Here is an 11,958-nt window from a genome sequence, read left to right on the forward strand (position 1 = left end):
TAAAATCACAGGCTTGTCCCCCAGCCACAGCCCCATGACCCTGCGCCTGCACAACAACCTGACACGCCAGCTCGAACCGTTCACCCCGCTCGACCCGGCCTGTCCGACCCTGTATGTGTGCGGCCCGACGGTCTATAACTACGTGCACATCGGCAATGCCCGTGGCCCGGTGGTGTTCGGGGTGCTGGCCGACCTGCTGCGTCGCCGCTTCGGGGCCCTGCGCTACGCGCGCAACATCACCGACGTGGACGACAAGATCAACACCGCCGCGCGTGAGCAGGGCGTGCCGATCAGCACCATCACCGACAGGTTCGCCGCGGCCTACCGCGAGGACATGGCCGCGCTGGGCGTGGTGCCGCCGGACATCGAACCGGAGGTGACCGCGCACATGCCGCAGATCATCACGATGATCGAGCAGCTGATCGGCAACGGTCATGCCTACGCCGCCGAGGGCCACGTGCTGTTCGCGGTGGCCAGCTTCGACGGCTACGGCAAGCTCTCGCGCCGCGATCCGGAAGAAATGCTGGCCGGCGCCCGCGTCGAGGTGGCGCCATACAAGCGCGATGCCGGCGATTTCGTGCTGTGGAAGCCCTCCAGCGACGACCTTCCCGGCTGGGAATCGCCGTGGGGTCGCGGCCGCCCGGGCTGGCACATCGAGTGCTCGGCGATGGCCGCCGCGCACCTGGGCGAAACCATCGACATCCATGCCGGTGGCGTTGACCTGCAGTTCCCGCACCACGAAAACGAGATCGCGCAGAGCGAATGCGCCCATGGTGGCCGGATCTTCGCCCGCTTCTGGCTGCACAACGGCATGCTCAACTTCGGCGGAGCCAAAATGAGCAAGTCGCTGGGCAACATCGAGCGCGTGCACGACCTGGTGCGCCAGCATCCACCGGAAGCGCTGCGCCTGGCGCTGCTGTCGGCACACTACCGGCAGCCGCTGGACTGGTCCGATGCGCTGATCGAGCAATCCGCGCGCACGCTGGACCGCCTGTACGGCACCCTGCGCGACCTGGCCGACGTGACCGCGGCGGCAGACATCCCCACGAGCGTCGAGGCAACCCTGGACGACGACCTGAACACCCCGCAGGCGCTGGCCGAAGTGGCCCGCATTGCCGGTGAGGCACGCCGCGCCACCGACCCGGCCGAGCGCGCGCGCCTGAAGGGCGAACTGCTTGGTGCCGGCCTGGCGCTGGGCCTGCTGCAGGCCGATCCGGCGCAATGGTTCGGCACTGCCACCAGCGAAGGCGACGACGATGCCCGCATCCAGGCGCTCATCGATGAACGTGCCGCCGCCAAACAGGCCCGCGACTTCGCCCGCTCCGATGCCATCCGCGACCAGCTGGCTGCGGAAGGCATCGTGCTGGAAGACACCCCGCAGGGCGTTCGCTGGGTGCGCAAGCGCGCCTGACCCGCCCTGCCCCGTGGCCGGTGCGCCCGGCCACGCCCCCACTGTAGAGACCGTTGTGACCGACTCCCCGTTCCCGCTTGAACCCACTGCCGCCGAGGCCCAGGCCGCCATCGCCGAGGAGTTCGCCTTCTTCGGAGACTGGTCCGAGCGTTACCAGTACCTGATCGACCTGGGCCGCAAGCTGCCCACGTTCCCGGACGAGTGGAAGACCGAGGAACACCGCCTGCTGGGGTGCCAATCGATGGTATGGATCGTGCCCGAGGGCAACACGCAGTCGCTGCGCTTCCACGCCATCAGTGATTCGGCCATTGTCTCCGGCCTGATCTTCCTGGCCCTGCGCGTCTACTCCGGGCGTTCGGCGCAGGAGATCCTGGACACCGAACCGAGCTACATCCAGGACATCGGCCTGGCCCGCCACCTGTCGCCCACCCGCAGCAACGGCGTGGCAGCGATGCTGGCCTTCATCCGCGAGACCGCGCAGGCCCAGCTGCAGCGCGAGCAGCCGTGACCGCCGCCGAGGACGAAGGCGCGCTGGCCCTGCTACGCCGGCCGGGCTTTGCCAAGCTGCTGGCGTACCGCATCTTCGCGATGCTGTCCTACCAGGTGGTGGCCGTCACCGTCGGCTGGCACATCTACGAAGTCACCCGCAATCCGTTCTCGCTGGGCCTGGTCGGCCTGGCCGAGGTACTGCCGTTCTTCTGCGTGGCGCCGTTTGCCGGCTATCTGGTGGACCACCTGCCGCGGCGTCGGCTGGGCATGGTCGCCTGCGCCGGCCTGGTCGCCACCGCCGTGGTGCTGACCGGCGTGGCCACCGGCTGGCTGCCGTTCCAGGGTGTATGGCCGATCTATGCGGCCATCGCGCTGACCGGCATGGTCCGCGCCTTCCTGTCGCCGATCTACAACGCGCTGTTCGCGCGCGTACTGGCCCGCGATCAGTTCGCGCGCGGTGCCGGACTCGGCGCGGTGGTGTTCCAGGCCGGCATGGTCGCCGGCCCGGCGCTGGGCGGCATCCTGGTCGGCTGGGGCGGCAAGGGCCTGTCCTATGCGGTGGCGACCGCGTTCGCGCTGGTGGCGATGGCCTGCCTGGCCACGCTGAAGGTGAGCGAGCCGGTACACGACGGCCCAGCCGCACCGATCTTCAAGAGCATCGCCGAGGGCGCGCGCTTCGTGGTCGGCAACCGCATCATGGTCGGTGCAATGGCGCTGGATATGTTCTCGGTATTGCTGGGCGGCGTGGTGGCGATGCTGCCGGCCTTTCTGCAGGAGATCCTGCACCACGGCCCGGAGGGCCTGGGCATCCTGCGCGCGATGCCGGCGCTGGGCTCGGTCTGCGTGGGCCTGTGGCTGGCGCGCCACCCGCTGCACCGCAATGCCGGCCGCGTGCTGCTGTTCGCGGTGGCCGGGTTCGGCCTGTGCGTGATCGGCTTCGGGCTGTCGCAGCACTTCTGGCTGTCGGCGCTGATCCTGCTGTTCTACGGGGCGTTCGACGGCGTGTCGGTGGTGATCCGCTCGACCATCCTGCAGCTGGCCACGCCGGAGGAAATGCGCGGGCGGGTGTCGTCGATCAACGGCATCTTCATCAGTTCGTCGAACGAGCTGGGCGCGTTCTATGCCGGCACCATGGCCCGGCTGCTCGGCCTGGTGCCGGCCGTGGTGCTGGGCGGGTGCGCCGTGCTGGGCGTGGCCGGCATCACCGCGTGGAAGAACCCGACCCTGCGGAAATTGAATCTGCGCGACCTGCAGTGAGGCTGCGAACAGCGGATTCGGCGGCGCCGGGCGTTTGCCTGGGGCCGTTGCTCTCCCTCGATGATTGGGCTTGTCATTTTCTTTTCGCGAAAAGAAAGTAACCAAAGAAACGCTCCGCCATCCGCGAGCCGGCGCTGCGTGCCGGTGCTCTGTACTCCTCGGTGAATCAGGGGATGGCGCCGAACTCGCTGCGCTCAAACAGCGGCGCCTCTTCGCCCCTGATTCGCCTGCGGTGCTCGGCTCGCTACAAGGCGCACCCAACAGCCGCGAGCGCACGCACGACCGCTCCTGGTAGAGCCAAGCCATGCTTGGCTGCTTTTGCTTTTGCTCTTCCTTGCCCTCCGGCTTCGGCCCGAGCCGAGCATGGGCTCGGCTCTACAGCGGCCGCGCGCGCAGGAAAGCATCGAGAGCCTGCAGGTGGGTCCGGGCAGGACCGTCCTCGGCATGGATGCCGCGGCCGAGCTTACAGGGATGTACTTGCAGCGTGTCCTGCCCGGCCCCACCCGCGGGCTCATCCCGATAACCGGAAGGCGCTGCTCTTCGCAGCCAACCCGAACCCAACAAAAAAACCCGGCCGAAGCCGGGTTTTTCGCATGACCAGACAACGATCAGGAATCAGTCGCCCTGCTGCTTCTGCAGGTGCTCCCAACGCTCCTGGGCGTCGATGGTGCGCTCGGCGGTCAGGCGCGCTTCAAGGCGCTCCAGGCCGATTTCCTCACCCGTGTCGACGCAGTAACCGTAGTCACCGGCTTCCAGGCGCTTGAGGGTGCTGTCGATCTTGCCGATCAGCTTGCGGTAACGGTCGCGGGTACGCAGTTCCAGCGAGTTCTCGGTTTCGCGGGTCGCGCGCTCGGCTTCGTCGCCGATGTCACGCACTTCCTCACGCAGGTTTTCGATGGTCTGCTTGGATTCTTCCACCAGGTCAGCGCGCCAGTTCTGCAGGCGCTGGCGGAAGTACTCCTGCTGCAGCGGGCTCATGTACTCCTCTTCCGAGCCGGGCTTGTAGCCGGCCGGCAGGATCGGGCGGCCGGTGGCCTCGTCGGTCTTGTATTCGACGACCTTGTACTTGCTGCGCGGGGCCGGCGCCGCCGAACGGGCGGTCACAGCCACGGCGACCTTGCCCACAGGGCGCGAGACGGTCTTCGGAGCGGGATCTGTTTTCACAGCAGATTTCACGGCGGTCTTGGCAGGCGATTTCGAAACGGGCACGGGATTCTTGGATTGCGGGGCGGTCGATGCTGCAGGGGTGGCGGCCGGGGCCGGCCTGGGGGCCGGTTGGGCTGCTGCCACTGCCGCGGTCTTGGCCGGGACAGACTTGGCCGGAGCTGCCTTGGCGGCGGGCTTCGGTGCGGTTTTCACTACCGGGGCCGGGGCCGGCTTGGCAGCCGGCTTGGCGACATTCTTGGTGGCTTTCTTTACAGCGGCAGGCGTGACGGCAGGTTCAGCGGCAGCCCCCTTCTTCGCCGCCGGCTTGGCGACCGGCTTGGGTGCTGCCTTTTTGACCACCGGCTTCGGCGCAGGCTTGGCCGCGGCCTTCTTCGGCGCCGGCTTGGCAACAGGCTTCTTGGCCGGTGCCGCCTTGCTGGCAGCCTTGTTCACCACCGGCGCCTTCTTGCTGGCTGCCGCTGGCTTGGCCTTGGCCGCCGCAGCGGCCTTCTTCGCCGCTGGCTTGCTGGCCTTGGCCGGCGATCTGGTTGCGGTGGCCTTCCTGGCCGCCGGTTGTGAGGATGCTGCCTTGGTGGCCGCCTTGCCGGCCGGCTTCTTGGCAACAGGCTTGGCCGCCAACTTCTTCACAACAGGCTTGGCGGTTTTCTTGGCGGCCTCGACGGCCTTCTTTGCAGTTTTTTTAGCAGCCACGAAACGCTCTTCCTTGGATTCCCCGGGGCCCGGGAAAGCGGGCCTTTATAGCCTACCCGACCGGCAGCAGCAACCTCGGGGCCCTGCTCCATTCAGTCCTGGAGCCTGCGGTCCAAAGCGGCGGTCCGACGAACATGGACCGCCTTGCGCGGTGCGGAACCTGGCCGGCACCCCACGGTGCCGGTACCGGTCGCAGGCCATGGGCGACATGCGACCAACAGCCCATCCTGCACAAATGCGGCCTTCATGCCAACTGGCATAAGATGACTGGGTGATCTCGCGCCTGCTCATCGCCCTGCTGCGCTTCTACAAGCGCTTCATCAGCCCCCTGCTGGGGCCGCGCTGCCGTTTCGTGCCGAGCTGTTCTGAATACGCGATGGAGGCCATCTCGCTGCATGGTCCGCTGCGTGGCAGCTGGCTGGCCACCCGCCGCCTCGGCCGCTGCCACCCGTTCCATCCCGGCGGCTTCGATCCGGTGCCCGATTCCCCCAACGCCCCCGCTTGCTCTTGCCGTTGCACAGGAAAACACTGACATGTCCTCCACCCTCATCACCAATGCCCGCCTGGTCAACGAAGGCCGCACCTTCGACGGCGACCTGCGCATCGAGAACGGCCGCATCGCGCAGATCGGCAGTGGCCTGGCCCCGCGCGACGGCGAAGAGGTCGTGGACGCGGCCGGGCGCTGGCTGCTGCCCGGCATGATCGATGACCAGGTGCACTTCCGCGAACCGGGCCTGACCCACAAAGGCGACATCGCCAGTGAATCGGCGGCCGCAGTGGCCGGTGGCCTGACCAGTTTCATGGACATGCCCAACACCAACCCACCGACCCTGGATTCAACCATCCTGGAAGCCAAGTACGAACTGGCCAAGGGCCGCGCCTGGGCCAACTACGGCTTCTACCACGGCGCCAGCAATGACAATCTGGAAGCGATCCGTGCGCTGGACCCCAGGAAGGCACCGGGTGTGAAGGTGTTCATGGGCGCCTCCACCGGCAACATGCTGGTGGACAACCCGGAGACGCTGGACGCCATCTTCCGCGAATGCCCGACGCCGATCATCACGCACTGCGAAGACACGCCGATGATCGATGCCAACCTCAAGGCATTCCAGGAAAAGTATGGCGACGCGCTGACCCCGGACATGCACCCGGACATCCGCTCGCGCGAGGCCTGCATCAAGTCCACCCGCCTTGCGATGTCGCTGGCACGCAGGCACGGCACCCGCCTGCACGTGCTGCACATCTCCACCGCCGATGAACTGGCGCTGTTCGAGAAGGGCCCGCTGATCCGCGCCGATGGCAGCCGCAAGCAGATCACCGCTGAAACCTGCGTGCACTTCCTGCACTTCGCGCGCCCGGATTATGCGACCAAGGGCAACCTGATCAAGTGCAACCCGGCGATCAAGGAAGTCTCCGACCGCGAAGCGATCACCGCCGCGCTGGCCGATGACGTGCTGGACGTGCTGGCTACCGACCACGCCCCGCACACCTGGGAAGAGAAGCAGAAGCCCTACGCTCAGGCGCCGTCCGGCCTGCCGCTGGTGCAGTACGCACTGGTGGCCGCGCTGGAACGCGTGCACGAAGGAAAGCTGACCCGCGAGCAGGTCGTGCAGAAGTTCGCCCATGCCCCGGCACAGCTGTTCGACGTGGAAGAACGCGGCTTCCTGCGCGAAGGTTACTTCGCCGACCTGGTGCTGGTGGAAGACGTGCCGTTCACCGTCAAGCGCGAGGACGTGCTGTCCAAGTGCGGCTGGTCGCCGTTCGAAGGCACCACGTTCCGCTCGCGTGTGGCCTCCACCTGGGTCAACGGGCAGCGGGTGTGGGATGGCAGCAAGCTGGTGGGCGAACCCGCCGGCCAGCGCATGACCTACGACCGCTGATGCGCGCGGCTCTCCTGACCGGGGCGCTGCTGGTGGCGCCCCTGCTCTGTACACCGTCGGCTCACGCGCAGGATGCCATCGGCAGCCTGGTCGACAGCCGCGTGGTGTTTCCAGCCAGCGCCTCGCAGGGCGCGTTGGTGATCGGCAAGGTGCCTGCCGGCAGCCGCGTGCAGTACGCCGGCCGCCAGCTGCGGGTGAGCAGCTACGGCAGCGTGGTGTTCGGCATCGGCCGCGACGAAAAGGGCCCGCTGCAGGTACAGGTGCAGCGACCCGAGGGCGGCAGCGAAACGGCCACCATCCGCGTGACCCCGCGCGATTGGCCGACCGAGCGCGTCAATGGCGTGCCGCCGAAGACGGTCAATCCACCGCCGGCGATTGCCGAGCGGATCAAGCGCGAACAGGCGCAGGTGACCGCCGCGCGTGCCCGCGATGACGACCGCACTGATTTCACCCAGACCTTCATCTGGCCGGTGCAGGGCCGCATCAGCGGCCGCTTCGGCAATGCACGCGTGTACAACGGCCAGCCCGGCGCCGGTCATTCCGGCATGGACATCGCTGTGCCCACCGGCACCCCGGTGAAAGCGCCCGCCGCCGGTGTGGTGACTTTCGTCGGCCCGGACCTGTACCTGACCGGCGGCACGCTGCTGATCGACCACGGTTACGGCGTCAGCTCGAATTTCCTGCACCTGTCGCGCATCGACGTGAAGGTGGGTGACCGGGTCACCCAGGGCCAGGTCATCGCCGCCGTCGGCGCGACCGGCCGCGCCACCGGCCCCCACCTGCACTGGGGCATGAACTGGTTCGATACCCGCATCGACCCGTTGCTGGTGCTGGAACGGTAGATCGCCCGGCGGCAGCGGCTGCAAAGACCCCTCCTTCCTTCGGCCGGCTGAACACGATCACGCCGCGCCGCACAGGTGAGCGATTCCTGGAGGCGCCTCCAGCCCTTCCAGCGGGACACTGCCTCCCGCGTTGAACGCCAAGGCGGCCTCGCCGTGGCGGCGCCCTCCCTCTGCGGCCCCGTACAGCCCGGTTCCCCGCCGCGCAGCCGCCCTGCCGTGCCCGGAATACGCGCGGCCGTTGCATCCGGCATGTGCCCGCGACCGACGCCCCCCTTGTCGGCCCGGTGCCGGACGCCCTTCGCAGGCGTAGAGGCGAGGCGGAACGCATGCCCCTCTCATCCATGGACCCCCGACATGATTGGTGTTTTGAACCCCGCGGCGATGCGTGCTGCAACGGCGCTCCTCACCCGCGCTCCGAAAGCCCTCACGGCGAACAAGGCACCTGCCCAGGTGACCAATCGATCCCTACCGGACCTGCCTCGCCCCCTCCCTTCTGTGCTCTCCCAGCGGCATGGCACGCCAGGGTTCGGCAGGCAGGACACGATGACCAGGATCAACAACCGCACCGGTCTGGCGGCCACATCGGCCCCACGCACCGGTCCTGCATGCAACGCCGAGCCCCTCCTTCACGACGCCGCGCCCGCATCGCCCGCAGCGGAGCTGTTGCACACGGCACGCGCACTCTACGCTGAAGTCGTCCTGGCCTACGAGGCCGGCAAGAAATCAGGAAACAAGTCCGCTGGAACAGCGGATGAGGCACGCCGTTACGATGCCCTGCAGCAGCTTGCCAACATGCAGGCGCAGGCCCGCGAACAGGGACCTTCGATGTGGGTGTATCTCTCGGAAGCGATCCCTGCCGGAAACTGCGATGAACTGGCAAAATCGGTCGTCGTGCGCGCACTTCAGCAGGGAGTGGACAGTGGACTGCTGTACCTCGGAGACAGGCGCGGTGAGCAGACAGTGTTCGATCACGTCGCAGCGCTTGTCGCCCCGGACCACGTCACGCTCGAACAGCTGCCGGCAACGCTGACGTTCGACGAATCCGCGTGGCAGAACGTCTTGATCGTGGATCCCTGGGCGGAACTGGTATGCGCGCCTTCGGAGTACATTACCCGGTACGCGGACACGATGGACGCATGGGATGCCCAGGGAATGCAGCTGATGAACCTGCGCGGCGACCTTGTACGCCCCACCGATCCTTCCGTGAACATCGGCAACCATGAGAAGACCTTCGACCGAGCGGGAACCGCAGAACTCAAGGCTGCCGTGAAGGATCACCGGAACGGCTGGCGATCCCGCTTCATCGAGAAACAGTGGAAAATCGGCAGCTGACAGCCGCCGATACCCTGGCCGGCAGGCTCAGCCGCGCGCGGCCCACCACGCGCGCAGCAGGGTCCGCACCGGCGTCGCTTCAATCGGTTTGCCCGCGGCCTGCGCGGCCACGCGGGCACGGGCAAGGCTGGACCAGACGCGACGCGCGCGCGGGCCGGGCACGCGGGTTGCCCAGCCCTTCAGCAGGTGCTGCGCCCAGCGCTGCGTGGCGCTGCTGGCATCCTCGTCCAGCAGGCTGCGCGGCACACCGGCCACGCCAGCATCCTGCAGGCGCTGGGCCAGCGTCTGCAGCTGCACCGCCCGGCCCCCGCCCTTGCGCGGCGCGTCGTTGAACAGCACCGCTTCCACCGCCGCCACCGCCTCGGCGTAGTTGGCCAGCGCGCGCTCGGCGCTGGCGGCATCCGGTGCCACTGTGCGTGCCTCGATCAGGTCCGGCAGGGTTTCGGCCAGCTGCGCCCACGGCGCACGCATCGGTTCCAGCAGGCGGCCCAGCGGATGGCGCGAACGCTGCCCGGCCCAGCTGCGCAGTTCCTCGCCCCACCACGCCAGCTTGGCGTCGGCCGGCAGCGGGTCGCCGCTGGTGTTGAGCATGTCGTCGAATTCCTGCAGCAGCGCGAACCACGCCACGGCAAGCTCGCGTTGCGATTCGGCCACGAACGGGGCGGCCACCGACCATTCCGGCCAGCGGCGGCGCCACTTGTCGAGGAAACTATCCAGCGCGGTACTGCTCACTGCGTCATTCCTTACGGCTGGGCCGGGGCTGCCGGCCGGGTCGGCCAGAGGCTGGCCAGTTGCAGAAGTTCGGCGTTTTCCACCAGCACGTCGGCCTGCCAGGCCAGCGGATCATCGCTGTGCAGGCGGTAGCCCCATAGCGCCGCCACCGACGGCATGGCGGCAGCACGTGCGGCGATGATGTCGCGCTCGTCGTCACCCACATACACGCAGTCTTCGGCGGCCACGCCAATGGCCTGCGCGGCGTGCAGCAACGGCAGCGGATGCGGCTTGCGCTCGGCCAGGGTGTCACCGCCCACCAGCACCGCGCAGCGCTGCTGCCAGCCCTGCTGCGGCAGGATCAGGCGCGCCAGGTACTCCGGCTTGTTGGTGACGATGCCCCACACGGTGCCGGCGGCGTCCAGCGCGCAGAGCATCCCGGCCACGCCGTCGAACAGCACCGCGTGCTGGCCGATCAGCGCTTCATAGCGCTGCAGGAATTCGGGAATCAGCGCGTCGCGCGCGGCAGCGTCCAGATCCGGGAAGGCGCACGTCAACATCGCACGCGAGCCTTTGGACACCACCGGGCGCAGCTGCGCCGGGTCGATAGGTGCGCGGCCGCGCTCGGCCAGCATGCCATTGCAGGTGGCGACGAAATCCGGCGCACTGTCCAGCAGGGTACCGTCCAGGTCGAACAGCACGGCCCGCGGAAAGCAGGCCGTGGTCATGCCGGCTTGACCGCGTAGGCCAGGTAGTTGATGTCGGTACGGCTGCTCAGGCGGGCGTAGTTGCGCCAGGGCTCGTAAGCCATGCCGCTCACGTCCACCAGCTGCACGCCGGCCTCGCGCAGCCAGCGCGCCAGCTCGGCCGGCTTGATGAATTCCTGGTAGTGGTGGGTGCCCTTGGGCAGCAGCCGGGCCACGTATTCGGCGCCGACAATCGCCACCGCGAACGCCGCGGCGGTGCGGTTGATGGTCGACAGGAACAGATGGCCTCCGGGCTTCAGCAGGCGCTTGCAGGCCTCGATGATCGCGCCCGGATCGGGCACGTGCTCGAGCATTTCCATGCAGGTGACCACATCGAAGCTGCCCGGCTGTTCGGCGGCCAGATCCTCGGCGGCCTGCACGCGGTAGTCGACCTTGGCGCCGCTTTCCAGCGCATGCAGGCGCGCGACCTTGACCAGTTCCGGGGCAAGATCAATCGCGGTGACGTCGGCGCCGGCCTGGGCCAGGGCTTCGCTCAGCAGGCCGCCACCGCAGCCGATGTCGAGCACGCGCGCACCGCGCAGCAGCACGCGGTCGGCCACGTACTTCAGGCGCACCGGGTTGAGGGCATGCAGCGGCTTCTGCGGGCCGTCAGCGTCCCACCAGCGGTTGGCCAGCGCGGCGAACTTGTCCAGTTCGGCCTGATCGAAATTGGAGGAAGCGTGGGGGGCAGTCATGGTGGTGTCCTTGCAGCGCGGAGGGTCAGGCGCGGATGTGACGGATGCGCTCGCGCCACTGGCGCGCGTTGGCGATGATGCCCGGCAGGTCCATGCCGACCAGCTCGCGCTGGACCAGCTTCGGCTTGCCGGCAATCCAGACATCGCTGACCTGCTGGCGACCGCTGGCATACACCAGCTGCGACAGCACGTTGTGCAGCGGCTGGGTTTCCAGCGCCGACAGATCAACGCAGACCAGGTCGGCCTGCTTGCCGACTTCGATAGAACCGATGCGGTCACCGAAGCCCAGCGCGCGGGCGCCGCCCAGGGTTGAGGCACGCAGCGTGGTGGCTGCATCCAGCGCGGTGGCGTCGTCGGCCACCGCCTTGGCCAGGATCGCCGCGGTGCGGTTCTCGCTGAACATGTCCAGATCGTTGTTGCTGGCGCAGCCATCGGTGCCGATGGCCAGGTTCACCCCGGCACGCTGCAGGGCGCAGGCCGGGCAGAAACCGGAGGCCAGCTTCAGATTCGATTCCGGGCAGTGCACCACGCTGACGCCACGCTCGGCGCACAGGTGGATTTCCGCATCGGTCAGCTGGGTCATGTGCACCGCGATCAGGCGGTCGTTGACCAGGCCGAGGCGATCCAGCCGCGCCAGCGGGCGCTGGCCGTGCAGCTTGATCGAATCGGTGATTTCCTGCGCGGCCGCCTGCCTTCATCACGTCCAGCGCGACCTGGGTGGCCAGCGGCTGCGAGGTG

General features: G+C 68.0%; 11 protein-coding genes and 1 pseudogene. 7 read left to right on the top strand and 5 right to left on the bottom strand.

The window, feature by feature from the left end:
- Nucleotides 1-34: 34 nt before the first annotated feature.
- Genes cysS through ACQKDV_RS03270 form a run of 3 tightly spaced genes read left to right on the top strand, consistent with a single transcriptional unit; the run spans nucleotide 35 to nucleotide 3,157 of the window.
- A complete protein-coding gene (cysS, locus tag ACQKDV_RS03260; RefSeq protein ID WP_427782354.1) occupies nucleotides 35-1,411 on the top strand; it encodes a cysteine--tRNA ligase in 1,377 nt (458 codons plus the stop codon).
- Between the two features lie 55 nt (nucleotides 1,412-1,466).
- On the top strand, nucleotides 1,467-1,919 hold the full coding sequence (locus ACQKDV_RS03265; RefSeq protein WP_324805168.1) for a SufE family protein: 453 nt from the start codon (nucleotides 1,467-1,469) through the stop codon (nucleotides 1,917-1,919).
- On the top strand, nucleotides 1,916-3,157 hold the full coding sequence (locus ACQKDV_RS03270) for an MFS transporter (RefSeq protein ID WP_427782355.1): 1,242 nt from the start codon (nucleotides 1,916-1,918) through the stop codon (nucleotides 3,155-3,157). Before ACQKDV_RS03265 ends, ACQKDV_RS03270 begins: the two co-directional genes overlap by 4 nt.
- A gap of 615 nt (nucleotides 3,158-3,772) precedes the next feature.
- Here ACQKDV_RS03270 and dksA read toward each other — a convergent pair.
- Nucleotides 3,773-5,014: an RNA polymerase-binding protein DksA gene (dksA, locus tag ACQKDV_RS03275; RefSeq protein ID WP_427782356.1), complete on the bottom strand. Its 1,242-nt coding sequence runs from the start codon at nucleotides 5,012-5,014 to the stop codon at nucleotides 3,773-3,775.
- Nucleotides 5,015-5,285: 271 nt separating this feature from the next.
- Here dksA and yidD point away from each other — a divergent pair, with 271 nt between their 5' ends.
- The 4 genes from yidD (at nucleotide 5,286) to ACQKDV_RS03295 (ending at nucleotide 9,068) form a co-directional block, all read left to right on the top strand.
- Nucleotides 5,286-5,546, top strand: coding sequence for a membrane protein insertion efficiency factor YidD (yidD, locus tag ACQKDV_RS03280; protein ID WP_427782357.1), 261 nt, complete (start codon nucleotides 5,286-5,288; stop codon nucleotides 5,544-5,546).
- A gap of 1 nt (nucleotide 5,547) precedes the next feature.
- Complete coding sequence (locus tag ACQKDV_RS03285) at nucleotides 5,548-6,894, top strand: dihydroorotase (protein ID WP_427782358.1); 1,347 nt, start codon at nucleotides 5,548-5,550, stop codon at nucleotides 6,892-6,894.
- Nucleotides 6,894-7,736 carry a M23 family metallopeptidase gene (locus ACQKDV_RS03290; RefSeq protein WP_427782359.1) on the top strand — a complete coding sequence of 281 codons (843 nt, stop codon included), beginning with the start codon at nucleotides 6,894-6,896 and terminating at the stop codon, nucleotides 7,734-7,736. The genes ACQKDV_RS03285 and ACQKDV_RS03290 overlap by 1 nt, the downstream gene beginning before the upstream one ends.
- Nucleotides 7,737-8,090: 354 nt before the next feature.
- Nucleotides 8,091-9,068, top strand: a complete 978-nt coding sequence (locus ACQKDV_RS03295; RefSeq protein WP_427782360.1) for a hypothetical protein — start codon at nucleotides 8,091-8,093, stop codon at nucleotides 9,066-9,068.
- 27 nt (nucleotides 9,069-9,095) lie between these two features.
- Here the strand turns inward: ACQKDV_RS03295 and ACQKDV_RS03300 are convergent, their stop codons facing one another.
- The 4 genes and pseudogenes from ACQKDV_RS03300 to ACQKDV_RS03315 form a co-directional block, all read right to left on the bottom strand.
- Entirely contained in the window at nucleotides 9,096-9,800 is a 705-nt protein-coding gene (locus ACQKDV_RS03300; protein WP_427782361.1) for a squalene/phytoene synthase family protein, read from the bottom strand.
- A gap of 11 nt (nucleotides 9,801-9,811) precedes the next feature.
- Nucleotides 9,812-10,507, bottom strand: coding sequence for a phosphoglycolate phosphatase (locus tag ACQKDV_RS03305; protein WP_427782362.1), 696 nt, complete (start codon nucleotides 10,505-10,507; stop codon nucleotides 9,812-9,814).
- Entirely contained in the window at nucleotides 10,504-11,220 is a 717-nt protein-coding gene (gene ubiG / locus ACQKDV_RS03310; RefSeq protein WP_427782363.1) for a bifunctional 2-polyprenyl-6-hydroxyphenol methylase/3-demethylubiquinol 3-O-methyltransferase UbiG, read from the bottom strand. The genes ACQKDV_RS03305 and ubiG overlap by 4 nt, the downstream gene beginning before the upstream one ends.
- Nucleotides 11,221-11,245: 25 nt before the next feature.
- A pseudogene (locus tag ACQKDV_RS03315) lies at nucleotides 11,246-11,902 on the bottom strand (amidohydrolase family protein); the annotation flags it as partial.
- Between the last annotated feature and the right edge of the window lie 56 nt (nucleotides 11,903-11,958).

The organism is Stenotrophomonas sp. NPDC077659, assembly GCF_050268705.1.
Taxonomy (GTDB): domain Bacteria; phylum Pseudomonadota; class Gammaproteobacteria; order Xanthomonadales; family Xanthomonadaceae; genus Stenotrophomonas.

Coding starts and splice junctions, on each gene's coding strand:
- ACQKDV_RS03295 (WP_427782360.1), top strand. CDS start 8,091: ATGATTGGTGTTTTGAACCCCGCGGCGATGCGTGCTGCAACGGCGCTC.
- ubiG (WP_427782363.1), bottom strand. CDS start 11,220: ATGACTGCCCCCCACGCTTCCTCCAATTTCGATCAGGCCGAACTGGAC.
- cysS (WP_427782354.1), top strand. CDS start 35: ATGACCCTGCGCCTGCACAACAACCTGACACGCCAGCTCGAACCGTTC.
- ACQKDV_RS03285 (WP_427782358.1), top strand. CDS start 5,548: ATGTCCTCCACCCTCATCACCAATGCCCGCCTGGTCAACGAAGGCCGC.
- ACQKDV_RS03305 (WP_427782362.1), bottom strand. CDS start 10,507: ATGACCACGGCCTGCTTTCCGCGGGCCGTGCTGTTCGACCTGGACGGT.
- ACQKDV_RS03290 (WP_427782359.1), top strand. CDS start 6,894: ATGCGCGCGGCTCTCCTGACCGGGGCGCTGCTGGTGGCGCCCCTGCTC.